Origin of the sequence: Streptomyces sp. GDS52, from assembly GCF_052246875.1 — a bacterium.
GTDB classification, from domain to species: Bacteria; Actinomycetota; Actinomycetes; order Streptomycetales; family Streptomycetaceae; genus Streptomyces; species Streptomyces cathayae.
This window is the reverse complement of sequence record NZ_CM125966.1, coordinates 771,091-796,469: the sequence shown is the minus strand read 5'-3', so window position 1 is coordinate 796,469 and position 25,379 is coordinate 771,091. Positions and strand designations below refer to the sequence as shown.

At 71.7% G+C, this 25,379-nt stretch carries 19 protein-coding genes; 10 read left to right on the top strand and 9 right to left on the bottom strand.

Annotated elements, in window-relative coordinates:
* Positions 1 to 78: 78 nt before the first annotated feature.
* Positions 79 to 2,994 (bottom strand): glycoside hydrolase family 48 protein, encoded by a 2,916-nt coding sequence (locus ACTWJ9_RS03610; protein WP_443295189.1) that lies wholly within the window; start codon positions 2,992 to 2,994, stop codon positions 79 to 81.
* A gap of 584 nt (positions 2,995 to 3,578) precedes the next feature.
* On the opposite strand from ACTWJ9_RS03610, the gene ACTWJ9_RS03605 reads away from it, so the two are divergent.
* Positions 3,579 to 5,300: a glycoside hydrolase family 6 protein gene (locus tag ACTWJ9_RS03605; protein WP_387042455.1), complete on the top strand. Its 1,722-nt coding sequence runs from the start codon at positions 3,579 to 3,581 to the stop codon at positions 5,298 to 5,300.
* Positions 5,301 to 5,470: 170 nt separating this feature from the next.
* Positions 5,471 to 6,382: a class I SAM-dependent methyltransferase gene (locus ACTWJ9_RS03600; RefSeq protein WP_279332572.1), complete on the top strand. Its 912-nt coding sequence runs from the start codon at positions 5,471 to 5,473 to the stop codon at positions 6,380 to 6,382.
* A gap of 110 nt (positions 6,383 to 6,492) precedes the next feature.
* On the opposite strand, the gene ACTWJ9_RS03595 is transcribed toward ACTWJ9_RS03600, so the two are convergent.
* Positions 6,493 to 7,320 (bottom strand): aldo/keto reductase, encoded by an 828-nt coding sequence (locus ACTWJ9_RS03595; protein ID WP_443295188.1) that lies wholly within the window; start codon positions 7,318 to 7,320, stop codon positions 6,493 to 6,495.
* Positions 7,321 to 7,404: 84 nt separating this feature from the next.
* Positions 7,405 to 8,334: a LysR family transcriptional regulator gene (locus ACTWJ9_RS03590; protein ID WP_443295848.1), complete on the bottom strand. Its 930-nt coding sequence runs from the start codon at positions 8,332 to 8,334 to the stop codon at positions 7,405 to 7,407.
* A gap of 221 nt (positions 8,335 to 8,555) precedes the next feature.
* Between ACTWJ9_RS03590 and ACTWJ9_RS03585 the strand changes: the two genes are divergently transcribed.
* The gene (locus tag ACTWJ9_RS03585; protein ID WP_443295187.1) at positions 8,556 to 9,614 is read left to right on the top strand and encodes a bile acid:sodium symporter family protein; all 1,059 of its coding nucleotides are present in this window, start codon (positions 8,556 to 8,558) and stop codon (positions 9,612 to 9,614) included.
* Here ACTWJ9_RS03585 and ACTWJ9_RS03580 read toward each other — a convergent pair.
* The 6 genes from ACTWJ9_RS03580 to ACTWJ9_RS03555 form a co-directional block, all read right to left on the bottom strand.
* A complete protein-coding gene (locus ACTWJ9_RS03580; RefSeq protein ID WP_443295186.1) occupies positions 9,550 to 10,818 on the bottom strand; it encodes a DUF4185 domain-containing protein in 1,269 nt (422 codons plus the stop codon). The two genes, ACTWJ9_RS03585 and ACTWJ9_RS03580, sit on opposite strands and share 65 nt — an antisense overlap.
* A 130-nt stretch (positions 10,819 to 10,948) precedes the next feature.
* Positions 10,949 to 11,833 (bottom strand): formate dehydrogenase accessory sulfurtransferase FdhD, encoded by an 885-nt coding sequence (gene fdhD, locus ACTWJ9_RS03575; protein ID WP_443295185.1) that lies wholly within the window; start codon positions 11,831 to 11,833, stop codon positions 10,949 to 10,951.
* Between the two features lie 35 nt (positions 11,834 to 11,868).
* Positions 11,869 to 12,729, bottom strand: coding sequence for a 2Fe-2S iron-sulfur cluster-binding protein (locus ACTWJ9_RS03570; protein ID WP_279332566.1), 861 nt, complete (start codon positions 12,727 to 12,729; stop codon positions 11,869 to 11,871).
* Complete coding sequence (locus ACTWJ9_RS03565) at positions 12,726 to 14,558, bottom strand: NAD(P)H-dependent oxidoreductase subunit E (RefSeq protein ID WP_443295184.1); 1,833 nt, start codon at positions 14,556 to 14,558, stop codon at positions 12,726 to 12,728. Before ACTWJ9_RS03565 ends, ACTWJ9_RS03570 begins: the two co-directional genes overlap by 4 nt.
* 26 nt (positions 14,559 to 14,584) lie before the next feature.
* Positions 14,585 to 16,522, bottom strand: coding sequence for a molybdopterin oxidoreductase family protein (locus tag ACTWJ9_RS03560; protein WP_279332564.1), 1,938 nt, complete (start codon positions 16,520 to 16,522; stop codon positions 14,585 to 14,587).
* Positions 16,519 to 17,490 (bottom strand): 2-dehydropantoate 2-reductase, encoded by a 972-nt coding sequence (locus ACTWJ9_RS03555; RefSeq protein ID WP_279332563.1) that lies wholly within the window; start codon positions 17,488 to 17,490, stop codon positions 16,519 to 16,521. Before ACTWJ9_RS03555 ends, ACTWJ9_RS03560 begins: the two co-directional genes overlap by 4 nt.
* A 245-nt stretch (positions 17,491 to 17,735) precedes the next feature.
* Here ACTWJ9_RS03555 and ACTWJ9_RS03550 point away from each other — a divergent pair, with 245 nt between their 5' ends.
* From ACTWJ9_RS03550 to ACTWJ9_RS03520, 7 genes are all read left to right on the top strand, one after another.
* Positions 17,736 to 19,097, top strand: coding sequence for an OFA family MFS transporter (locus tag ACTWJ9_RS03550; RefSeq protein ID WP_387039162.1), 1,362 nt, complete (start codon positions 17,736 to 17,738; stop codon positions 19,095 to 19,097).
* Entirely contained in the window at positions 19,066 to 19,221 is a 156-nt protein-coding gene (locus ACTWJ9_RS03545) for an MFS transporter small subunit (protein ID WP_202277041.1), read from the top strand. Before ACTWJ9_RS03550 ends, ACTWJ9_RS03545 begins: the two co-directional genes overlap by 32 nt.
* A 164-nt stretch (positions 19,222 to 19,385) precedes the next feature.
* Positions 19,386 to 20,333 (top strand): beta-ketoacyl-ACP synthase III, encoded by a 948-nt coding sequence (locus ACTWJ9_RS03540; RefSeq protein ID WP_279332561.1) that lies wholly within the window; start codon positions 19,386 to 19,388, stop codon positions 20,331 to 20,333.
* A gap of 149 nt (positions 20,334 to 20,482) precedes the next feature.
* Positions 20,483 to 21,160 carry a GntR family transcriptional regulator gene (locus ACTWJ9_RS03535; protein WP_279337857.1) on the top strand — a complete coding sequence of 226 codons (678 nt, stop codon included), beginning with the start codon at positions 20,483 to 20,485 and terminating at the stop codon, positions 21,158 to 21,160.
* A 271-nt stretch (positions 21,161 to 21,431) separates the two neighbouring features.
* Entirely contained in the window at positions 21,432 to 22,613 is a 1,182-nt protein-coding gene (locus ACTWJ9_RS03530; protein WP_279332560.1) for an ROK family protein, read from the top strand.
* Positions 22,614 to 22,830: 217 nt separating this feature from the next.
* Entirely contained in the window at positions 22,831 to 24,348 is a 1,518-nt protein-coding gene (locus tag ACTWJ9_RS03525) for a sugar ABC transporter ATP-binding protein (protein WP_388705047.1), read from the top strand.
* Positions 24,345 to 25,364 (top strand): ABC transporter permease, encoded by a 1,020-nt coding sequence (locus ACTWJ9_RS03520; protein ID WP_279332558.1) that lies wholly within the window; start codon positions 24,345 to 24,347, stop codon positions 25,362 to 25,364. Before ACTWJ9_RS03525 ends, ACTWJ9_RS03520 begins: the two co-directional genes overlap by 4 nt.
* The last annotated feature ends 15 nt before the right edge of the window (positions 25,365 to 25,379 follow it).

Sequence of the window (25,379 nt, the reverse complement as noted above, 5' to 3'; positions counted from 1 at the left end):
CGTGCGCGAGGGGACCCGCCCGGCCGCCGTGGCCCCGGCGTCAGGTGCCGGGGCCGGCACACGGAGCGCCGGCGGGGGCTATTCGAGGAGCTCCGCGTACGAGCCCATGGCCAGGGCGATGTCGGCCTGGGCCCAGAACCGGTGGTACGTGAAGGTGGGCGCGGCTCCGCCCGCCAGGTAGGACTCGATCTTCGACCAGGCCGGGTCGTCCTGGTAGAAGGACCGGATCGACGCGAAGGTCGACGACGAGTCGATCCTGTCGCCGTTCGGCATGGTGCCGCTCCAGCCGCTGGGGACGTACACCGGGTCGTCGAAGCGGTGGTAGTCGGCGCGGGTCTCCTCGACGGCGATGCCGAGTGCGTCCTGGTTGTTCTCCCACATGCCGTCCAGCAGCGCCTTCGCCGTGTCCGCCGCCTCCGTGTCACCGGAGCGGTCGGCGTAGTACGTCAGCGTCTTGGCGTAGGCCGCGGCCACCCCGACGTCGTCGGTGTAGTCGGCGACGGTGACGTGCAGCCCGCTGTTGGCGCCGGGCGAGGACGCGTTCCAGGTGTCGGGCCTGCCCGACCACTGGAGCGTGGACGGCATCAGGAACGAGCCGTCGGGGTTGACGGTGGTCTCGGACAGCGCCCAGTCCACCCACTTGTCGAGGACCGACTTGGCGAGTGCGTTGCCGGTCTGCTGGTACAGCTCGGCGACCCGCTCCATCGACCACGCCTGGAAGCCGAACCACTGGTTGGACGGCGGGTCGTGGTAGACCGGCTTCTCGTCGTAGTGCATGCCGTAGAAGGTCGGCGTGCCGGACGGCGGGGACGTGTACCGGCCCGCCCAGCTGTTGGTCGCGCCGCCCGCGATGCCGCCCTCGTCGGACTGCAGCCAGCGGTAGAACTCCAGCTGCCGCTGCATCGACTTGCCCCAGTCGTCCGCGCCCGTCGCCGACTTCGGCTTCAGCGGCGCGTGGTTGCTCAGCGCGTACGCCGCCAGGGGGTTCTGGTAGCCGCCGTGCGCGTGGCTGGAGCCGATGCGCCAGGCCCAGCCGGCCGAGGTGTCGGTGGCACCGCCCCAGGCGTAGTACCAGGACAGCAGGTAGTGCGAGGCGTCCTTGCCGGTACCGGCCGGGCAGGACGGACGGGTGCAGTTGCCGACCTTCTTGAAGTACTTGTCGTACATGGCGTAGCGCAGGTAGTCACCCATCTTCGCGGCCTTGCCGACGACCGCGGAGACCTGGGAGCCCTTGCCCTGCTCCTTGGCCCACAGGTCCGCCCAGTACGCGGCCTGCACGACCCGTGCGTCGGCGTCCGGGGCGTTGGTGAACTTCCACTGCTTGGCGTACGAGGCGTCCTTGGTGAACAGGTCCAGATAGCCGTTGGCGCCGCCGTACTTGAAGGCGTCGCAGGTGGGCTGCGGGACGGTCTCCCACACCGACTCCTGCGGTCCGCGCTGGAAGGTGTTGATGTACGACGGCCCGGTGTCCGCCGGACCCGCCTCGCACTTGCCGGGCGAGTTGCCGTAGCCGTACACGTTGTCGACGTCCTGGATCCAGTGCATGCCGTAGACGTCGTCCGTGCCGTAGGCGGACTTCAGCTCGGCCGCGATCGGGTCGGGGCCGACGGAGACACCCGAGTCGAGCTGCGACGGGTACTCGTTCGGGGTGTCGTGCTCCGGCGCGTACGTGGCCGGCTTCGAGGGATTGTAGAAGGCGTTGGTCGGCTGGTCGGCGTGGGTCGGGATCGCGTACCGCTCCATGATGTCCCAGGCCTCGTTGAGCCTCGACCAGTCACCGGTCACCTTGCCGTACATCGCCTGGAGCCAGATCAGATAGCTGTACGCCTCCGAGGTGGTCTCGTGCCCGTGGTCCGGCGCCTCGACGATCAGCGTCTCCACCGAGTGGTACGGGATGCCCTCGGGGGAGAAGTAGCCGCTGGCCGGGTCGGTGATCTTCCCGTACAGCTCCAGGAAGCGGGCGTCGTACGTCTTCGCCGCGCCCAGCTGTGTCACCGTGACCGCCGCCTTGGCGTGGCCGGGTGCCGAGGACTCGAAGACGGCCGAGCCGCTGCCCGAGGCGTCGGCGGCGATGGTCACCCGCTGCGCGGTGTTCCAGTTCGACGGGGTGAAGGTGAGCGAGCCGCCGGCGGACACCGACAGGCCCGAGTTGCCGCTCGCCCGGGTCGTCGTGACGGTCGTGTTCGCGCTCGGCTGCTTGGACAGCTTCACCTCGTACGTGCCCGACTTGCCCTGCTGCACGCCCAGTTGGGACGGAGTGGCGACCACAGCGGGGCCCGAGGCGACGGTGATGCCGACCGGGGTGGAGCTCGCGGAGGCTCCCAGGCTGTCGTACGCCTTCGCCGTCAGTGAATGACTGCCCACGGACAATTCGGCGACGGAAAGGGTGAAGGGCGCGCTCGTGTCCGTGCCCAGCAGCCGGGTGTCGTCGTAGAACTCCACCTTGCTGATGGTGGCGTTGTCGGCCGCCGCGGCGGTCGCCGCGAGCGGGACCGGCTCGCCCCGGGTGTAGACGGCGCCGGCCTCCGGGCTGGTCAGCACGGTGATCGGCGGCTGGTGGGCCCCGGTGCAGGGGGTGCCGTTGATCGCGAAGGACGTGGGTGCGGCGTTGCCGCCGCTGTAGGCGAACTGCGCGCCGGTGGTGACGGCGCCACCGGCCGCGATCCGCGCGTTGTGCCCGGCGTCCCGTACGGTCACGGTCTTCCCGGACTGGCTCCAGCTGCCGTTCCAGCCGTTCACGAGTTGCTGGTTGCCCGTGTAGGCGTAGGTGAGGGTCCAGCCGTCGATGGCGTCCGCGGCTCGGTTGGTGAGGGTCAGATCCGCGGTGAAACCGGAACCCCAGTCATTGGTCCGGTAGTCCACGCTGCACTGGACAGCCGCAGCCTGAGCGGGTGTCGATCCTGAGGACAGCATGGTCAGCGGAAGCGCGAGAGCGGCCGCCGCGGCGGTCCACAGCCGCCGCACGCCGCGGCGTCTTCTGGGTGGGGGGCGCATGGTGCTGGTTCCTCCTGCGACTCGGAGAGGTCAAGGCTTGAACCAGTGGGAGCGCTCCCATAGTGGGGACGGGGTCCAGGGCGGTCAAGGCTTGTGAAGAGTCGAAAAGATTCGACGGTCCGAGTTGGGCGAAAGTCGGTGACTCCCCTGTTCTTTGCCGTCACTTGGCGCTAGCTTCATGGCACCAGTGGGAGCGGTTCCATCAGTCGACGCGTCCGTCACGGCGCGTTTGAGCTGCAAGGAGTCGCTCATGCGGCACCCCCCGCGTTCAGTACTTATCGCCCCGCCCCCAGCCATGCCCGGTGGAGCACTCCGCCACCGTCTCCCCGAGGGACGCCGGCACCGGATCCGCGGTGTCCCGGCTCGACGGCGCCACCCGTACCCCCGACGCGGGGACAGCGCACTCCTGTGGGACCCCTCATGGCCGGTCCGGCCCCGAACATCCCGGACCGCGGACCGGACCCCGTCCTGATCCCGAGCCCCGAGGCACCCCCACGCCGTACGGCACCGGGCCGCGCGAGCCACGCGCGCCCCGACGGACAGCCCTCTTCGGACAGCCCCCTACGGATAGGAAACCCGCACTCATGAGTCGTACCAGAACCGCGCTCCTCGCTGCCATGGCGCTGGTCGCCGGCGCCGCCGGGACGGCCTACGCCGCCGTCCCCGGCGACGTGGGCGCCGCCGCCGTCCCCTGCACCGTCGACTACCGGGTGCAGAACCAGTGGGACAGCGGCTTCACCGCCGCCGTGACGGTCACCAACCTCGGCTCCGCCAAGTCCTCGTGGCAGCTGAAGTGGTCCTACGCCGGCAACCAGCGGGTCACCAGCGCCTGGAACGCCAAGGTCACCCAGTCCGGCGCCAACGTCACCGCCGCCAACGAGTCCTACAACGGCGCGCTGGGCACCGGTGGTTCGGCCAGCTTCGGCTTCCAGGGCACCTACAGCGGCAGCAACGCGATTCCCGCCACCTTCACGCTCGACGGTGTCACGTGCAACGTCGACGACGGCGGCCCGACCGACCCCACGGACCCGACCGATCCGACCGACCCCGGCAGCCGGGTCGACAACCCCTACAGCGGCGCCAAGGTGTACGTGAACCCCGAGTGGTCCGCGAACGCGGCAGCCGAACCGGGCGGCAGCCGCATCGCGAACCAGCCCACCGGTGTCTGGCTGGACCGCACCGCCGCCATCAACGGGGCCAACGGCAAGATGGGGCTGCGTGCCCACCTCGACGAGGCCCTGCGGCAGAAGGGCTCGGGCGAACTCGTCTTCCAGGTGGTCATCTACAACCTGCCCGGCCGTGACTGCTCCGCCCTCGCCTCCAACGGCGAACTCGGCCCCACGGAGATCGACAAGTACAAGACGCAGTACATCGACCCGATCGCCAAGATCCTCGCCGACCCGAAGTACGCCTCGCTGCGGATCGTCACCACGGTCGAGATCGACTCGCTGCCCAACCTGGTCACCAACGTCTCCCCGCGGGCCACCGCCACGCCCGACTGCGATGTGATGAAGGCCAACGGCAACTACGTCAAGGGCGTGGGCTACGCCCTGAACAAGCTCGGCGACGTGCCCAACGTCTACAACTACGTGGACGCCGGCCACCACGGCTGGCTGGGCTGGGACGACAACTTCGGGGCCTCCGCCCAGGTCTTCAAGCAGGCCGCCACCGCCGAGGGCGCGACCGTGGCCGACGTCCACGGCTTCATCGCCAACACCGCCAACTACAGCGCGCTCAAGGAGAACAACTTCTCGATCGACCAGACCGTGGCCGGCAAGTCCGTGCGCGAGTCCAAGTGGGTCAGCTGGAACCGTTACGTCGACGAGCTGTCGTACGCCAAGGCCCTGCGCCAGGAGCTGGTCTCGCTCGGCTTCGACTCGAAGATCGGCATGCTGATCGACACCTCCCGCAACGGCTGGGGCGGTACCGCCCGGCCCGCCGGGCCCGGCGCCACGACCAGCGTGGACACCTACGTCGACGGCGGCCGCTACGACCGTCGATTCAACACGGGCAACTGGTGCAACCAGAAGGGTGCGGGCCTCGGAGAGCGGCCGAAGGCCGCACCGGAGCCCGGGATCGACGCCTACGTGTGGATGAAGCCCCCGGGCGAGTCCGATGGCGCGAGCAAGGTCATCGACAACGACGAGGGCAAGGGTTTCGACCGGATGTGCGACCCGACGTACACGGGTAACCCGAGGAACGACAACAGCATGTCGGGCGCCCTGCCGGACGCCCCGATCTCCGGGCACTGGTTCTCCGCCCAGTTCCAGGAGCTGATGAGGAACGCGTACCCGCCGCTGTCCTGACCGGCCGACCCCTGGTCCGCCGGGGCCGAGGGACCGGGCCGCGCGCCCGTCCCCGGCCCCGGCGGACCGACCCGTTTCGGGAAACCGTTTTGCGAAAGCGGCAACATCATTGGCCCCTGCCCGGTGCGTCGGCGCACTCTGTGCGCATCCGAGCGGAGAGGCTGACCACCATGGCGCACCACCATCACCACCAGCACGAGCACCCGGGCACGGACACGGGTGCGGACACGCACACGCACACCGACATCGACTGGGCGGAGATGGCCGCCCTGCTCGAATCGGAGGCCGAACTGTTCACGCCCCTGTACGAGCGGGCCCTCGGCTGGCTCGCGAAGGAGGTGACGGAACCGGGACTGATCGTGGACGCGGGCAGTGGGCCGGGCGTCATCGCGTGCCTGTTCGCCGAGGTCTTCGAGGGTGCCCGCATCGTGGCCGCCGACGGTTCCGCCCCGCTGCTGGAGCGGGCGGCGGAGCGCGCCGCCCGGTACGGCGTCGGCGACCGCTTCGGCACCCTCGCCGGTGAACTGCCCGGTGTGCTCGACGAACTGGAGTACCCCGCCGACCTGTTGTGGGCCAGCCGCAGCGTCCACCACCTGGGCGACCAGCGCGCCGCACTCGCCGCCTACGCCGCCCGGCTCGCGCCCGGCGGCACGCTGGCCGTGATGGAGGGCGGGCTGCCCACCCGGTTCCTGCCGCGCGACATCGGCATCGGCCGGCCCGGACTCCAGGCCCGCATGGACGCCGTGGAGGCCGACTGGTTCACCCGCATGCGCGCCGAACTGCCGGACTCCGTCGCGCACACCGAGGACTGGCCGGCGCTGCTGACCGCGGTCGGTCTGCACCACACCCGCTCCCGCACCTTCCTCCTCGACCTCCCCGCCCCGGCCGACGACCGTGTCCGTGCCCACGTCGTCGAGAGGCTCACCCGCACCCGCGACAGACTCTCCGGGGAACTGGACGCCGACGACCGCGCCACCCTCGACCGCCTCCTCGACCCGGCCGACGAGGCGAGCCTCCACCAGCGCCCCGACGTCTTCTACCTGGCGGCCCACACGGTCCACACGGCCGTCCGCCCGGTGTAGGACCCGTCCGGGCCGGTGGCGCCACATGGACGCGGCGGCCTCCCCCGCACAGGGGAGGCCGCCGCATCCGTGTCCCGGAGGACCGGGGCACCCGGAGGCCGGTCCGGAGATCAGTTCAGCGTCGCCGGGTCCGGGCCCAGCCGCCGGCCCTCGTCGAGGGCACTGATCGCCGCGAGGTCCTCGGTGTCCAGGCTGAACCCGAAGACGTCGATGTTCTCCTCGATGCGGGACGGCGTCACCGACTTGGGGATGACGACGTTGCCGAGCTGGATGTGCCAGCGCAGCACGACCTGGGCGGGAGTACGGCCGTGCTTCTGCGCGATGGCCACGATCGCCGGGACCTCCAGCAGGCTCTTGCCCTGGCCCAGAGGCGACCAGGCCTCGGTGGCGATGCCCTGCTGCGCGTGGTACTCGCGGGCGGCGCGCTGCTGAAGATGCGGGTGCAGCTCGATCTGGTCGACCGCCGGCACGACCGACGTCTCGGCGATCAGGTGCTCCAGGTGCTCGCGCTGGAAGTTCGACACGCCGATGGCGCGGACCCGGCCCTCGGCGTAGAGCTTCTCGAACGCCCGGTACGTGTCGACGTAGCGGCCCCGGGCCGGCGTCGGCCAGTGGATGAGGTACAGATCCACATGGTCCAGCCCGAGCTTCGACAGGGACGCGTCGAAGGCGCGCAGGGTGGAGTCGTAACCGTGGTCGGTGTTCCAGAGCTTGGTGGTGACGAAGAGGTCCTCGCGGGGGACCCCCGAGGCCGCGATCGCCCGGCCCGTGCCCTCCTCGTTGCCGTACGCCGCCGCGGTGTCGATGCTGCGGTAGCCCGCCTCCAGTGCCGCCGCGACGGCCGTCTCGGCCTCCGCGTCCGGCACCTGCCAGACGCCGAAGCCCAGTTGGGGCATCTCGACGCCGTTGTTCAGAGTGATCGGGGGGACCTTGCTCACGAGCTCTCGATCCTTCGGGTGGTGATCGGATGACACGCCCATCGTCAACGATCATGGCTCCCGATGCATTCCGGACGGCACGACTCACCTGCGGTACAGCGCCGCCGCCTCCGTTTCCTCCGCCGCCTCCTTCTCGTACGCCTTCTCGACGGCCCTGCGCTTCAACCGGTCCCCGCCCGCCAGGATCGCCGCCGCCAGCGCGTGCGCCGCACCCTGCGCCGAGGGGCGCCGCCGGCCGTGCGCCACCACGAAGTCCACCCGGCCCGGCTCCGGCAGCCCCGCCCGGTCCGGTATCCGCACCAGCCCCGGCGGGATCAGCCCGCGCGAGTGCACCATCACGCCGAGCCCGGCGTGGGCCGCCGCGAGCAGGCCGTTGAGGCTGCCGCTGGTGCACACGATCCGCCACGCGCGGCCCTGCCGCTCCAGCGCCCGCAGCGCGAGCTCGCGGGTGATGCCCGGCGGCGGATAGACGATCAGCGGCACCGGACGGCCCGGTTCCAGGCGCAGCCCCCGCGCGCCGATCCACACCAGTTCGTCGCGCCACACCAGCTCACCCCGGGGGTCCTTCGGCCGCCGCTTGGCCAGCACCAGGTCCAGCTCGCCCGCGGCCAGCTTCTCGTGCAGCGTGCCCGACAGCTCGACCGTGAGCTCCAGGTCGACCTCCGGGTGCTCGTACCGGAACCGCTCCAGGATCTCCGGCAGCCTGGTCAGGACGAAGTCCTCCGACGCGCCGAACCGCAGCCGGCCGCGCAGCCGGGTGCCGGCGAAGAACTGCGCCGCCTGCTCGTGCACGTCCAGGATCCGCCGGGCGAAGCCGAGCATCGCCTCGCCGTCCTCGGTGAGCTCCACGGAGTGGGTGTCCCGGGTGAACAGCTGCCGCCCGGTGGCGTCCTCCAAGCGCCGCACGTGCTGGCTGACCGTGGACTGCCGCAGCCCGAGGCGCCGGGCGGCCCGGGTGAAGGACAGCGTGTGCGCCACGGACAGGAACGTCCGCAGCTGCGTCGGGTCGTACATCTCGGTCTCGGACACCCCGGCAGGTTATCGCGGAACGCGATGACAGTGAGAGCGGTGTACGGGATTCCCGATCACGGCGGGAGGGAGCAGGATGGAGAGGGGCTTGCCGTGCTCGCGCGGCGGAGCCCCGAAGAACGGCCGAGCGGCCCGAGGAGTCCCGAAGTGCCCCGAGTGAACGGAGCAAGTGAAACACCGTGAAACGCCCGCACCGGCCGAGTCGGATGCCGATCGACCCGTACATCCTGCTCCTGCTCGGGACGGTGGGCCTGGCCGCACTGCTCCCGGCCCGCGGCACCGGCGCCGAGCTCGCCTCCGGTGCCTCCACCGCCGCCATCGCCCTCCTCTTCTTCCTCTACGGCGCCCGGCTCTCCACCCGTGAGGCACTGGACGGACTGAGACACTGGCGGCTCCACGGCACCGTCCTGGCCTGCACCTTCCTCGTCTTCCCGCTGCTCGGCCTGGCCGCCCGCGGGTTCGTCCCGGTCCTGCTGACCGACCCCCTGTACCAGGGCCTGCTCTTCCTCACGCTCGTCCCGTCCACCGTCCAGTCGTCCATCGCCTTCACCTCCCTCGCCCGCGGCAACGTGCCCGCCGCGATCTGCGCCGGCTCCTTCTCCTCGCTCGTCGGCATCGTGGCGACCCCCTTGCTCGCGGCGGTGCTGCTGGGCGGGGGCGCCGGCGGGTTCTCCGCCGGCTCGGTGACGAAGATCGTGCTGCAACTGCTGGTGCCGTTCGTCGCCGGACAGGTGCTGCGCCGCTGGATCGGGGGGTTCGTCACCCGCCACCGCAAGGTGCTCGCCCTGGTCGACCGGGGCTCGATCCTGCTCGTCGTCTACACCGCGTTCAGCCAGGGAATGGTGCGGGGCGTCTGGAACCAGGTGAGTCCGGCCCGGCTGGGCGGCCTGCTCGCCGTCGAGGCCGTCCTGCTGGCCGTGATGCTGCTGCTGACCTGGTACGGCGCCAAGGCGCTGAGGTTCGGCCGGGCGGACCGGATCGTGATCCAGTTCGCGGGTTCGAAGAAGTCCCTGGCCGCCGGACTGCCCATGGCGAGCGTGCTGTTCGGCGCGCAGGCCTCGCTGGCCGTGCTGCCGCTGATGCTGTTCCACCAGATGCAGCTGATGGTCTGCGCGGTGATCGCCGGACGCCGCTCGCACGACCCCGACCCCCTCGACGCGGGGACCGCCGAGGCCGCGGCCGTGGCCGAGGACGTGGACGTCACCGTCCGGATCCCAGTCGGACCGTCACGAACCGGGGCCGGTACAGGGACACGTTCCGGCTGAGCGGCACCGCGGCGCCGGACGGCTCGAGCAGGTTGACGTCGTAGCTGAGCACCAGCCGTCCGTCGTCGCTCAGTTCCGGGTGGGCCTGTGGGTTGTAGGCGCCGGTCCCACCGTGCGGCAGCGCGGGAGCGAACTCCTTCCCCGGTCCGTGCCACGGGCCGGCGGGGGAGCAGGACCAGTACGACGCCACCGTGGTCAGCCCCTCGACGCCCGCGGCCATCGTGAACAGGACGTACCGCCCGTCGTCCCGCACCACGGAGAAGGCGCTGCCCACGCCGGTGCGGTGTCCGTCGCCGAGGACCGGGCGCGGGCGGGCGCGGGTCTGCCAGGCCGAGCCGTCCCAGTACTCCCAGGCCGCCGGATCGGCGAGCCCGCCCTCCACGACCCGCGCCACGTACGCGTGGGAGGCCCCGCGGGAGACGGCCCGGCCGTCGTCGCCGCCGAAGACGTACGTCCAGCCGTCCTCCTCGACCAGGGTGGTGCCGAACAGGACCCGGCGGGACGGATCGGGGACGTTCCGCTGGTCGAGCACCTCCACCACCGACTCCAGGCGCAGCTCGGGCAGGGAGAGCGTGGCGACCTCGGTGGCGGTGGGCACGCCGTAGATCCATGGGGACTGCCCGGCCGTACGCACCCACAGCACGACCCGGACGACCCGCTCCGCGGAGCCGGGGGAGCGGGGCTCGACCCGGGCGGCGACCGGCCAGCGCCACTGGTCCGGCGCGGGGTCGGGGAAGAGCGGGGCGGGAAGGGTGGTCTCCAGCCGGCCGTCGCGCATCAGCACGGCCGAGTTGCGCACCAGCGGAGTGGCGGGGTCCCGCCAGGCGTGGGACTCGCCGACCGGGTTGGGCGGACCGTACACGTGGCCCAGGTAGGTGTCGGAGAACAGCCACAGCAGCCGGCCGTCGGGCAGCCGCACCGAGTGGGTGCCGTCGCCGCCCGTCCAGTCGTCGGTGCGTGCGGCGTCGTCGCCGTAGCGGGCGAACTCGGCGGTGAGGGCGTCCTCCGCCGCCCAGGAGGCGACGGTGCGCGGCGCGCAGACGCCGTCGTTCCGTCCCCGGTCGTCGTTCTCCGGCAGGACGAAGAGCAGCACGGCGCCGAGGACCAGCGCCAGCGCCGCCGCGAGCAGCAGACGCGTCGCCGCCGTCCCCCTCCGTGGGCGCACCCCTGCTCGTACGCCTGCTCGTGCTGTGTCGTCGGGCACACCCCGGGACGCTAGTGGCCGAAGTGGCCCGGGTCCACGGCGCGGTGGTCACACATCGAGGCGGGGTCCCCACGGCGCAGGGGGCGCTCCCCGCCGGGAGGGACCCCGCCGCCGTGCCGCGGGGAACCGGTCAGCCCTGGGAGACCGCGGTCCGCAGGACGATCCGGTCCTCACCCGCGTACACGTTCATGGAACTGCCCCGCAGGAACCCCACGAGGGTCAGCCCCGTCTCCGCCGCCAGGTCCACGGCCAGCGAGGACGGCGCGGAGACGGCCGCCAGCACCGGGATGCCCGCCATGACCGCCTTCTGCGCCAGTTCGAAGGAGGCCCGGCCGGAGACCATCAGGACGGTCCGGGACAGCGGCAGGTTCCCGTGCTGCAGCGCGCGGCCGACCAGCTTGTCGACCGCGTTGTGCCGGCCCACGTCCTCCCGCACGTCCAGCAGCTCGCCGTCCTCGTCGAACAGGGCCGCCGCGTGCAGGCCGCCCGTCCGGTCGAAGACCTGCTGGGAGGCGCGCAGCCGGTCGGGCAGACCGGCCAGCAGCTCCGGGGTGAGGCGCAGGGGCGGACTGTCGGCGATGGGGTGGCGGGTCGTGGTGCGCACCGCGTCCAGGCTTGCCTTGCCGCACAGACCGCAGGACGAGGTCGTGTACACGTTGCGCTCGAGCGTGATGTCCGGGATCCGCACGCCGGGGGCGGTCTGCACATCGACCACGTTGTACGTGTTCACCCCTCCCCCACTCTCGGCTCCGCTCGAGCGGGAGGTGCCCCCACGCGTCGCCCCCGCGCAGTACACGACGTTCCGCAGGTCGGACGCCGTCGCCAGGACGCCCTCGCTGACCAGGAAGCCGACGGCCAGCGCGAAGTCGTCACCCGGGGTGCGCATCGTGATCGCCAGCGGCTTCCCGTTCAGCCGGATCTCCAGGGGCTCCTCGGTGACGAGCGTGTCCGGGCGGGTGGACACCACCCCGTCCCGGATGCGGACCACCTTGCGTCGTTCTGTGACTCGTCCCATGTCCCCAGTCCCCAGTCTCCTGGTCGTGCCTGGTGTCAGTCCCGGTTCTGTACGTGCTGATAGCCGAAACGGCCCTTGATGCACAGGTTGCCGTGGGTCACCGGATTGTCGTGCGGTGAGCTGACCTTCACGATCTCATTGTCCTGTACGTGCAGCGTGAGGTTGCAGCCCACTCCGCAGTACGCGCACACCGTCGTCGTCCGTGTCTGCGCCGCCTCGTTCCAGGTGCCGGCCGCCCGCATGTCGAACTCCGACTTGAACGACAGGGCGCCCGTCGGGCACACCTCGATGCAGTTCCCGCAGTACACGCACGCCGACTCGGTCAGCGGACCGTCGTGCTCGACCGCGATCCGCGCGTCGAAACCGCGGCCCGCGACGGAGATCGCGAAGGAGTTCTGCCACTGGTCGCCGCAGGCGTCCACGCACTTGTAGCAGAGGATGCACTTGCCGTAGTCGCGCACGTACAGGTCGTTGTCGACCCTCGGCTCCTCGTCGACGCGGGCCGCGTCCGGGCCGAAGCGGTCCGGTTTCGCCTCGTACTCCTTGATCCACTCGGCGGCCCGCGGGGTCGTCGACAGGTCGACGGAGGACGCGAGCAGTTCGAGGACCACCTTCCGGCTGTGCCGGGCCCGCTCGGTGCCGGTCCGCACCTCCATGCCCGGCTCGGCCCTGCGCGAGCAGGCCGGGACCAGCGTGCGCGAGCCCTCGACCTCCACCACACACACCCGGCACGCGTTCTTCGGTGTCAGCGTGTCGCCCTCGCACAGCGTCGGGATGTCCTTCCCGGCCGCCCGGCAGGCGTCCAGGATCGTCGACCCCTCGGGCGCCCGGACCGGCTCGCCGTCCAGGGTGAACTCCAGCAGGCGGCGGGGAATCCCCAGCGGTGTCACGGTCATTCGTAGGCCCCCAGACGGTCGATGGCGGATTCCACGGCGTTCCACGCGGTCTGGCCCAGACCGCAGATCGAGGCGTCCCGCATCGCGCTGCCCACCTCGCGCAGCAGGGCGATGTCACCGGCGGCGCCGGAACCGGTGCGTTCCACCATCCGGGTGAGCGCCTCCTCCTGGCGCACGGTCCCGACCCGGCACGGCACGCACTGCCCGCAGGACTCGTCGCGGAAGAACTGCGCGATGCGCAGCAGCAGCCGGGGCAGCGGCACGGTGTCGTCGAAGGCCATCACGACCCCCGAGCCGAGCGTCGCACCCGCCTGGCGGGTGCCCTCGAAGGTGAGCGGGATGTCCAGTTCGTCGGCGCGCACGAAGCCACCGGCCGCCCCGCCGAGCAGCACCGCCCGCAGCCCGTCGCGCACCTCGGCCAGCTCCAGCAGCTCGCCCAGCGTCGCGCCGAACGGCAGTTCGTAGATCCCGGGCCGGCCGACGCTGCCGGACACGCAGAACAGCTTGGGGCCGGTGGACCGCCCGGTGCCGATCGCCGCGTACGCCGGGGCGCCCATCGTCAGGACGGGCAGGACGTTGACGAGCGTCTCGACGTTGTTCTCCACCGTCGGCTTGCCGAACAGGCCCTTCTCCACCGGGAAGGGGGGCTTGGAGCGGGGCTCGCCCCGGTAGCCCTCGATGGAGTTGAACAGCGCGGTCTCCTCACCGCAGATGTACGCGCCCGCGCCGCGCCGGATCTCGATGTCGAAGGCGTACCCCTGGCCGAGGACGTCGTCGCCCAGCAGGCCGCGCGCCCGTGCCCGGTCGATGGCGTGCCGCATGCGGTGGAGCGCCCGCGGGTACTCACCGCGCAGGTAGAGGTACCCCCGGTGCGCGCCGGTCGCGTAGGCGGCGATGGTCATCGCCTCCACCAGCGCGTACGGATCGCCCTCCATGATCACCCGGTCCTTGAAGGTCCCGGGCTCGGACTCGTCGGCGTTGCACACGAGATAGTGCGGCCGGTCCGGCTGGGAGGCGGTGGCCTGCCACTTGCGGCCGGTGGGGAAGGCGGCGCCGCCCCGTCCGAGCAGGCCCGAGTCGGTGACCTCCCGGATCACCCCGGCCGGCCCCAGTGCGAAGGCCCGGCGCAGGGCCGCGTAGCCGCCGTGGGCGCGGTAGTCGTCCAGCGAGGCCGGGTCGACCGCGCCGACCCGGCGCAGCAGCGTCAGCGAGGGGTCCCCCGCCTGGGGCACCGCCATCGCCGCGGCCGGCTCCTCGGGGGCGGCGTCGGGCGCGCTCGCCGCGAGCACCGCCGAGTCCACCGTCGCCGGCGCCGACACCGCCGTACACACCGGTTCCCCGGCCCTGATCGCCAGGGCCGCCGGGGCGCGCTCGCACAGGCCCAGGCAGGGGCTGCGCTCGACGCTCACCCCGCTGCCGGGCCCGAGCCGCGACTCGATCCCGGCGCACAGCGCCCCGGCCCCGGCCGCCGCGCACGCGAGGTCCGTGCACACGTGCAGCACGGTCGCCGGGCGCGGCCTGACGGAGAACATCGCGTAGAACGTGGCGACCCCGTACGCCTCCGACGGCGGCACCGTCAGCCGCCGGCACAGGTAGTCCAGGGCGCCCTCGCTGATCCAGCCCACCCGGTCGTTGACCGCGTGCAGCCCCGGCAGCAGCTGGTCGCGGCGGTCCCGGGCCTCCCGCCCGCCACGGGCCCACCTCAGATCGCCGGCCCGCATCCCGTCGCGGTCGGCACCCTCCCACGAGGACTCGGGAGGACCGAGCAGCGCGTCGACCGCCGCCCGCTCCTCGTCCGTCGGTTTGCTGTCACCGAAGCGCAGGTCCACTTGCGTCACCTCACTGGATCACGGGATCACTGGATCACGGGGCTCGGAGCCGGGAGCTTCTCGATCCGGATCGCCGAGGCCTTGAACTCCGCGGTTCCGGCGATGGGGCAGTTGGCCTCGATGGTCAGCACGTTGGTGTCCACCTCGTCGGGGAAGTGGAAACTCATGAAGGCGAGCCCCGGCCGCAGCGCGGTGTCCACCCACACCGGCGCCAGCACCGACCCGCGCCGGGACGTCACCCGCACCTGCTCGCCGACCGCCACTCCGTAGCGCTCGGCGTCCTCCGGGCACAGCTCGACGGCCTCGCCGCGCCGCAGGGGCGAGGAGTAACCACCGCTCTGCACACCGGTGTTGTACGAGTCGAGCCGGCGTCCCGTGGTGAGCCGGATCGGGTACTCCTCGTCGGTGAGGTCGACCGGCGGATCGTGCTGCACGATCCCGAACGGCGCGGGCCTGCCCCGCCGCTCCGGGTCCGGGTCCCACAACCTGCCGTGCAGATACGGCGGTTCGAGCGCGTCGGTGCTCGGGCACGGCCACTGGATGCCCTGGTGCTCCTCCAGCCGTCCGTAGGTCATGCCGTGGTGGTCGGGGGAGACGGACCGCAGTTCGTCCCAGACGGCCTCGGCGTCGGCGTACTTCCAGTCGTGGCCGAGGCGGGTGGCGAGATCGCAGATGATGTCGATGTCCTCGCGTGCCTCACCGGGCGGCACCACCGCCCGGCGGACCCGCTGCACCCTGCGCTCGCTGTTGGTGGTGGTGCCGTCGGTCTCCGCCCACCCCGCGGTGGCCGGCAGGACGACGTCCGCGAGTTCGGCGGTCCTCGTCAGGAAGATGTCCTGCACCACCAGGAAGTCCAGCCCGCTCAGCCGCCGTACCGCCTGCTCGGCGTCCGCCTCGGACTGCGCCGGGTTCTCCCCGATGCAGTAGACGGCCCGCAGCGAACCGTCGTCCATGGCCTCGAACATCTCCGTCAGCGTCATCCCGTAACGCGGCGGGAGGACGGTGTCCCAGGCGGACTCGAACTTCAGCCGGATCGCCGGGTCGAGGAAGTCCTGGAAGCCGGGCAGCCGGTTGGGGATCGCCCCCATGTCGCCGCCGCCCTGCACGTTGTTCTGGCCGCGCAGCGGCTGCAGACCGGCGCCGTAGCGGCCGACGTGGCCGGTGAGCAGGGAGAGGTTGACCAGGGCGCGGACGTTGTCGGTGCCGTTGTGGTGCTCGGTGATGCCCAGGGTCCAGCACAGCTGGGCGCGCTCGGCGCGGGCGTAGGCGTGCGCCAACTCCCGTATCGCGGCGGCCGGTACGCCCGTCACCTTCTCGGCGAGGGACAGCGTCCACGGTTCGACGAGTTCCCGGTACTCCTCGAACCCGGTCGTCGCCCCCCGGACGAACGCCTCGTTGACCAGGCCGGCGTGGATGATCTCGCGGCCGATCGCGTGCGCCATCGGGATGTCCGTGCCGACGTTCAGCCCGAGCCAGCTCTCCGCCCACTCGGCGGTCGACGTCCGCCGCGGGTCGACCGCGTACATACGGGCGCCGTTGTGGATGCCCTTCAGTGCGTGCTGGAAGAAGATCGGGTGTGCGAAGCGGGCGTTGGAACCCCACATCACGATGACGTCGGTGTGCTCGATCTCCTCGTACGACGAGGTCCCGCCGCCGGAGCCGAACGCGGCCGACAGCCCGGCCACGGACGGGGCGTGACAGGTGCGGTTGCAGGAGTCGACGTTGTGGGTGCCCATGACGACCCGGGCGAACTTCTGCGCCACGTAGTTCATCTCGTTGGTCGCGCGGGCACAGGAGAACATCCCGAACGCGCCGCGCGCGGCGCCGATTCCCCGGGCGGCCCGCTCCAGGGCCTCGTCCCAGGTGGCCCGCCGGAACGGCTCGTCACGCGCGTCGCGGACCAGGGGATGGGTGAGCCTGGTGTAGGTCTTCGGGCTCCGGTCGCGTTTCCTGGTGCTCTTCATGCGGCGCTCCTCAGCGCGAGCAGGTCCGAGAGGGCGTGCACGGTGCGCAGGGTGGGCACCTCCACGCCGGTGATGTCCGCCAACTCGACGACGGCGGCGAGCAATACGTCGAGTTCGAGCGGTTTGCCGCGCTCCAGGTCCTGGAGCGTGGACGTGCGGTGGTCGCCGACGCGCTCGGCGCCGGCCAGCCGGCGCTCCACGGACACGCCGACCTCGCAGCCGAGGGCGCGGGCGACCGAGAGCGTCTCGTTCATCATGATCTCGATGACCCTGCGGGTACCGCCGTGCAGGCACATCTGCCGCATGGTCGCGCGGGCGAGGGCGCTGATCGGGTTGAAGGAGATGTTGCCGAGCAGCTTGATCCAGATGTCGCCGCGCAGTTCGGGCTCCACCGGGCACTTCAGCCCGCCGTCCACCATCGCCCCGCTGAACGCGAGGCAGCGCGCGGAGACACTGCGGTCGGGCTCCCCGATCGAGAACCGGGTGCCCTCCAGGTGCCGTACGACGCCGGGCCCTTCGAGCTCGGTGGCGGCGTAGACGACACAGCCGACCGCCCGCCGGGGCGCGAGCACCGCACTGACCGAGCCGCCGGGGTCCACGCTTTCCAGGCGGTGGCCGTCGTGGGGGCCGCCGTGCCGGTGGAAGTACCACCAGGGAATGCCGTTCTGGGCGGCCACGACCGCCGTGGTGTCGTGCAACAGGGGTGCGATCAGCGGCCCGCACGCCGCGTACGCGTTGGCCTTGAGGCCGAGGAAGACGTAGTCGACCGGGCCGATCTCGGCCGGGTCGTCGGTCGCGTGGGGGCGCGCCGTGAAGTCGCCGCGCGGGCTGAGCACCCGCACGCCGTGCTGCCTCATGGCCGCCAGATGCGGTCCACGGGCGACGAGGTGCACATCGGCGCCCGCGCGATGGAGCGCGGCGCCGACGTAGGCGCCGATGGCCCCGGCGCCGAGAACTGCCACTTTCACTGGGAACGCTCCGTTCGGTCGAGGGAGTACCGCGGAGGTGGAGGCCGACGGCCGGATCCGGCGTATGACGAATGTCGACGAAATATTGTCTACAGTATGGAGGTGGGCTCAGCAAGGGTTCGCGCACGCCCGCGTTCCGGCCGCCGTGCGGTCCGACCGTTCGCCGCAGACTGCATACCGTTCACCGCATACCGTCGACCCGATGGGTTTTCAACCACCCGGGCTCTCCCTACCGTCCGGGTTCCATGAGCCCTCCCCTCGCACCCCCGGGCTGGAGCCGCTGGCTCGTTCCGCCCGCCGCCCTCTCGGTCCACCTCTCCATCGGCCAGGCCTACGCCTGGAGCGTGTTCAAACCGCCGCTGGAGTCCGCCCTCGGCCTCAGCGGCACCCAGAGCGCGCTGCCGTTCCAGCTCGGCATCGTCATGCTGGGCCTGTCCGCCGCGTTCGGCGGCACCCTCGTGGAGCGCAAGGGGCCGCGCTGGGCGATGACCGTCGCCCTCGTCTGCTTCTCCTCCGGCTTCCTGCTCTCCGCCCTCGGCGCGGCCACCGAGCAGTACTGGCTGATCGTCCTCGGCTACGGCTTCGTGGGCGGCGTCGGCCTCGGCATCGGCTACATCTCGCCCGTGTCGACCCTGATCAAGTGGTTCCCGGACCGGCCCGGCATGGCCACCGGAATCGCCATCATGGGCTTCGGCGGCGGCGCGCTGATCGCCTCGCCGTGGTCGGCGCAGATGCTCGAGTCCTTCGGCACCGGCCACACCGGCATCGCCCTGGCCTTCCTCGTGCACGGGCTGACGTACGCCCTGTTCATGCTGCTCGGCGTGGTGCTGGTGCGGGTGCCGCGCCTCCCGCGGCCGACCGGCCAGGCTCCGACGGCCCACGCCCCGGCGGCCGCCGCTCTCACCGGTCCGCAGGTCTCGGCCCGCGGCGCCCTGCGCACCCCGCAGTTCTGGCTGCTGTGGCTGGCGCTCTGCACGAACGTCACCGCCGGCATCGGGATCCTCGAGAAGGCGGCCCCGATGATCACCGACTTCTTCGCGGACACCTCCGCGCCGGTGTCGGTGACCGCGGCCGCCGGCTTCGTCGCCCTGCTGTCGGCGGCGAACATGGCGGGCCGCATCGGCTGGTCCTCCGCCTCCGACGTGATCGGCCGGAAGAACGTCTACCGCCTCTACCTGGGCGTCGGCGCGCTGATGTACACCCTGATCGCGATGTTCGGCGACACCTCCAAGCCGCTGTTCGTGCTGTGCGCGCTGGTCATCCTCTCCTTCTACGGAGGCGGTTTCGCCGCGGCCCCGGCGTATCTGAAGGACCTCTTCGGCACCTACCAGGTCGGCGCCATCCACGGACGGCTGCTCACCGCGTGGTCCACGGCCGGCGTGCTCGGACCGCTCATCGTGAACTGGGTCGCCGACCGGCAGGAGGAGGCGGGGAAGCACGGCTCGTCGCTGTACGGGCTGTCGTTCCTCATCATGATCGGCCTGCTCGTGGTCGGTTTCGTCGCCAACGAACTCGTCCGGCCCGTGCATCCCCGCCACCACGTCCCCCGCCCCGACCTGACGAAGGAGGCCGCCGATGACCGGCGACAGCAGCACGAGTCCGCCTGACGCGGGCGGGGCCGGCCCCGCCCGCCGCGGGCTGATCACCTTCGCCTGGCTGTGGGTGGGGGTACCGCTCGCCTACGGGCTGTACGAACTCGTACGGAAGGCGACACAACTGTTCACCGGATGACGGGCGGTGTCCGGGCACATCGGGACGCGTGTCCGGGCGTCCGCGGGCCTGACCGAAGCCGACAAGCCCGGCGCCCGATTCCTGTCGCATCACCTGTCGGTGTACCCGCCGGTCACTGACCAGACTGGTGGATCCCGCAACCGCAACACGAGGGGGACCCACCCATGATCGGCTCGCGCATCGCCGCCGTCGGCCACTACCAGCCCGCCCGGGTGCTCACCAACGAGGAACTGGCGGGCATGGTCGACACCAGCGACGAGTGGATCACGAGCCGGGTCGGCATCCGCACCCGCCACATCGCGGGCCCCGAGGAGCCCGTCGACGACCTGGCCGCACACGCCGCGGCCAAGGCGCTGGCGGCGGCCGGCCGCACCCCCGCGGAGATCGACCTGGTGCTGGTCGCCACGTCCACCGCGATCGACCGCTCGCCCAACATGGCGGCCCGGGTCGCCGCCCGCCTCGGCATCCCCGGGCCCGCCGCGATGGACGTCAACGTGGTGTGCGCCGGGTTCACCCATGCGCTGGCCACCGCCGACCACGCCGTGCGGGCCGGCGCCGCGCGCCGCGCGCTGGTCATCGGCGCCGACAAGATGTCCGAGGTGGCGGACTGGACCGACCGCTCCACCTGCGTGCTCGTCGGCGACGGGGCGGGCGCCGCGGTCGTCGAGGCGGCCGAGACCCCCGAGGAGACCGGGATCGGGCCCGTGCTGTGGGGCTCGGTGCCGGAGATGGGCAACGCGGTGCGGATCGAGGGGACGCCGCCCCGGTTCGCCCAGGAGGGGCAGAGCGTGTACCGCTGGGCGACCACGAAACTGCCGGCCATCGCCCGCCAGGCCTGCGAGAAGGCGGGACTGACACCGGAGGAGCTCGCCGGGGTGGTGCTGCACCAGGCCAACCTGCGGATCATCGAACCCCTCGCGCTCAAGATCGGCGCCGTCAACGCCGTCGTCGCCCGCGACGTCACCGAGTCGGGCAACACGTCGGCCGCGAGCATCCCGCTCGCCTTCGCCAAGCTCGTCGAGCGGGGCGCGGTGGCGTCCGGCGACCCGGTCCTGCTGTTCGGCTTCGGCGGGAACCTGTCCTACGCGGGGCAGGTCGTCCGCTGCCCCTGAAGATCCCCCTCGTACGGGTGTGACGCGATCGACTCCCCCTCTCCCTGGTGTACGGGCGCCGTAGACTGTAGACGAAAGACAATCACTACTGGCGGCGCCGAACGACCGGCCGTGCGGCCGGGCGCGGGCTGCCGAGGAGGGGGACCGTGATGCTGTCGACCGGACTGCCCCAGGGGGCGGTGCCCAAGCTCGAACGACCGGGACCGCTGCGGGACCGGGTCTACGAGGCACTGCTCGAGCTCATCACCACGCGCGCCCTCCAGCCCGGCCAGCATCTGGTCGAGAGCGAACTCGCCGGTCACCTCGGGGTCTCCCGGCAGCCGGTACGCGAGGCGCTGCAGCGGCTGAACACCGAGGGCTGGGTCGATCTGCGCCCCGCGCAGGGCGCGTTCGTGCACGAACCCACGGAGCAGGAGGCCGACCAACTCCTCACCGTGCGCACGCTGCTGGAGGCCGAGGCCGCCAGGCTCGCCGCGCTCAACGCCGACAGCGCGGGCATCGAGGCCCTGGAGGAGATCCTGGCGCTGGGCCTGGAGGCCGTCGCCTCCGACGACGTGGAGGCCGCCGTCGTCCTCAACGCCCGTTTCCACGCCAAGATCATGGACCTGGCCGGCAACGCGGTCCTCGCCGAACTCGCCGCCCAGGTCGGCCGCCGGGTGCGCTGGTACCACGCCCCCGTCGCCCGGCAGCGCGGAGGCCGGTCCTGGGCCGAGCACCGCGACCTGATCGCCGCCGTCGCCGCCCGCGACGAGCAGCTGGCCGAGCGGCTCATGCGCGAACACACCGAGCACACCCGGCGTTCGTACCTCGCGCAGGCGACGTCCTGACGGCACCGGCCTCCTGACGGCACCGGCGTCCTGGCGGCGGTGAGGTCCTGACCACGCTTCCAGGGCGCGGGAACCCGACCGCGGGAAGGGGCCCGCGTGGCTCCGCGCGGACCCCTTTGTCCTGTGAGTGGAAAAAGTGGGGGCCAATTCCTGCGCGACTTCTTCCCACCCCCGGCAGCCGCTGCTACGTTCCCTCCGAAAGCACGCCACACACGTGGCCGGAATCCGGCGCGCACAGGCCGACCGAGGCGGGGAGGGGTTCGTGAGACGTATGACCGCACGACCCGCGAACGCACATCAGGCCCGACTGCTCCGGCTGTTGCGCGACGGTGGCCCCAACTCCCGTGCCCAGCTGGGCGACCAGGTCGACCTCTCCCGGTCGAAGCTGGCCGTGGAGGTGGACCGGCTGCTGGAGACGGAACTCGTCGTGGCCGACGGACTCGCCGCCTCGCGCGGCGGCCGGCGCTCCCACAACATCCGCCTCAACCCGCACCTGCGCCTGCTCGGCGTGGACATCGGCGCGACCTCGGTCGACGTCGCGGTCACCAACGCCGAACTGGAGATCCTCGGGCATCTCAACCAGCCCATCGACGTCCGTGACGGACCGGTCGCGGTGTTCGAACAAGTCCTGGCCATGGCGGCGAAGTTGAAGGCCACCGGACTCGCCGAGGGGTTCGACGGCGCCGGTATCGGCGTCCCGGGCCCGGTCCGCTTCCCCGAGGGTGTCCCGGTGGCACCGCCGATCATGCCCGGCTGGGACGGCTTCCCCGTACGGGAGGCGCTCAGCCAGGACCTCGGCTGTCCGGTCATGGTCGACAACGACGTGAACCTGATGGCGATGGGGGAGCAGCACGCGGGCGTCGCCCGCACCGTCGGCGACTTCCTCTGCGTCAAGATCGGCACCGGCATCGGCTGCGGCATCGTCGTCGGCGGTGAGGTCTACCGCGGTACGACGGGCAGCGCCGGCGACATCGGGCACATCCAGGCCGTACCCGACGGCCGCCCGTGCGCCTGCGGCAACCGGGGCTGTCTGGAGGCCCACTTCAGCGGCGCGGCCCTCGCCCGGGACGCCATGGAGGCCGCCGAACAGGGGCTCTCCGCCGAACTCGCGAGCCGCCTGGAGACGAACGGCACGCTCAGCGCCGTCGACGTCGCCGCCGCGGCCGCCGCGGGGGACGCCACCGCCCTCGACCTGATCCGCGAGGGCGGCAACCGCACCGGCCAGGTCATCGCCGGCCTGGTCAGTTTCTTCAACCCCGGCCTGGTGGTGATCGGCGGCGGGGTGACCGGTCTCGGCCACACCCTGCTCGCCGCCATCCGTACCCAGGTCTACCGCCAGTCGCTGCCCCTGGCGACCGGCAACCTGCCCATCGTCCTGGGGGAGTTGGGTCCCACCGCCGGAGTCATCGGCGCGGCCCGGCTCATCAGCGACCACCTGTTCTCACCCGCGTAAGCAGCCCACGGCACCACCGCACCGTTCGCACCGCTCACGTAGTTCGCACCACTCACGCAGTCCGCGCCGCCGGCACCGCCCACCTCGCTCGCACCGTTTCACCGCACGGAACAGCGCACCGGCACCACGTACGGCTCCACCGCTCCACCCCTGCTCCGACAACGTCGGCCCGACCGCGCCCTGACACCGGCCCGCACGCCCGCCGAGGGGAATCCGCATGGCACCCGAACCACCGCTGCTCAGCATGTCCGGCATCACCAAGTCGTTCCCCGGAGTCCGGGCCCTGGACGGCGTCGACCTCGACGTCCAGGCCGGCGAGGTGCACTGCCTGCTCGGCCAGAACGGCGCCGGCAAGTCCACCCTGATCAAGGTGCTGGCCGGCGCCCACCAGCCCGACACGGGCACGATCCGCTGGCGTGGAGAAGCGGTCACCCTGCGCTCGCCGATCGCCGCCATGCGCCTGGGTATCGCCACCATCTACCAGGAACTCGACCTGGTGGAGCACATGACGGTCGCCGAGAACGTCCACCTCGGCCAGGAGCCGACGACCGCCGGGTTCGTGGTCCGCCCGAGGACGTCCAGGGAGGCGACGAGCCGGCTGCTGACCCGGCTCGGACACCCGGAGATCGAACCGACCCGGCTGGTGGGGGAGTTGTCGGCGGCGCAGCAGCAGATCGTCTCGATGGCGCGGGCACTCTCGCACGACGTGCGTCTCATCGTGATGGACGAACCGTCGGCGGCGCTCGACCCGGACGAGGTCGAGAACCTCTTCCGCATCGTCGACGATCTCACCGCCGACGGAGTCGCCGTCGTCTACATCTCGCACCGCCTCGAGGAGATCCGGCGCATCGGGGACCGGGTGACCGTGCTGAAGGACGGCCGGGCCGTCGCGGGCGGGCTGCCCGCGAAGTCCACCCCGACCCGCGAGGTGGTCTCCCTGATGACCGGCCGCGACGTCGAGTACGTCTTCCCCGAACGGCCCGACTCCCCGCCGACCGGCGAACCGGTGCTGACCGTCGAAGGGCTGTCCCGCAAGGGCGAGTTCGCCCCTCTCGACCTCCAGCTGCGCCCCGGGGAGATCGTCGGGCTCGCCGGTCTGGTCGGCTCCGGGCGCTCCGAGATCCTGGAGACCGTCTACGGGGCCCGCAGACCGGACACCGGCCGTGTCCTGGTCGACGGACGCCCGCTGCGGCCGGGCAGCGTCCGCGCCGCCGTGCGCGCCGGGATCGGGCTCGCCCCCGAGGAACGCAAGGCGCAGGCCCTGCTCATGCTGGAGTCCGTCACCCGCAACGTGTCGGTCTCCGCCATGTCCCGCTTCTCCCGCGCCGGCTGGATCGACCGGGGTGCGGAACTGAGCGCCGCCCGCGCCGCCACCCGTGAGCTGTCGCTCCGGCCGGACAACCCGGACGTGCCCGTGCGCACCCTGTCCGGCGGCAACCAGCAGAAGGCCGTGCTCGCCCGCTGGCTGCTGCGCGGCTGCCGGGTGCTGCTGCTGGACGAACCCACCCGCGGCGTCGACGTCGGCGCCCGCGCCGAGCTGTACGCGGTCGTCCGCCGCCTGGCGGACGAAGGCCTCGCGGTACTGCTCGTCTCCAGCGAGGTGCCCGAGGTGCTCGGCCTCGCCGACCGCGTCCTGGTGCTCCGGGAAGGCGACGTCGTCCACACGGCGCCCGCCCGGGAACTCGACGAACACCGTGTACTCGACCTCGTCATGGAAGGAAGCCCGGCGTCATGACGCAGCCCGTCTCCCCGCCGCGGGAACGCACCGACAAGGTGCCCGCCACCGGCGAAACACCCGCCTGGCGCGCCGTGTTGTTCCGCGCCGACCTCCGTACGCTGTCACTGCTCGGCGTGCTCGCCGTACTCGTCCTCATCGGCGGCATCACCAGACCCGACGAGTTCCTGGACACCCGCAACCTCCAACTCGTGCTCACCCAGGCCTCCGTCATCGGTGTCGTCACCGTCGGCATGACCTTCGTCATCACCTCCGGCGGCATCGACCTGTCGGTCGGCGCGATCGTCGCCCTGTCCTCGGTGTGGGCGACCACCGTGGCCACCCAGGAGTTCGGCTTCACCGGCATCCTGTTCACCGCCGTCCTCGTCGGACTGGGCTGCGGCCTGGTCAACGGGGTGCTCATCGCCTACGGCGGGATGGTCCCGTTCATCGCGACGCTGGCCATGCTCGCCTCGGCCCGTGGTCTGGCCCTGCTGATCACCGACGGGCGGACCCAGGTCGTCACCATCGACGGGGTCCTCGACCTCGGTGAACGCGACTCCTACGTCCTGGGCATCCCGCCCCTGGTCCTGGTGTTCGCGGCGGTCACCGTCATCGGCTGGCTGGTGCTCAACCGGACCACCTTCGGGCGCCGCACCGTCGCCGTCGGAGGCAACCCGGAGGCGGCCCGGCTCGCCGGCATCGACGTCCGCCGCCAGCGGCTGTACCTCTACCTGCTGTCCGGGCTGTGCTGCGGCATCGCCGCCTTCCTGCTGATCGTCCTGGCCGGCTCCGGCCAGAACACCAACGGCAACCTCTACGAACTCGACGCCATCGCCGCCGCGATCATCGGCGGCACCCTTCTCACCGGAGGCCGCGGCACCATCGTCGGCTCCGTGCTGGGCGTCCTGATCTTCACCACGATCACCAACATCTTCGCCCTGAACAACCTGCAGAGCGACGTCCAGCAGATCGCCAAGGGCGCGATCATCGTCGCCGCCGTGCTGGTCCAGCGCCGTACCGCGAGCACGACCTGACGAAAGGGTTCACCG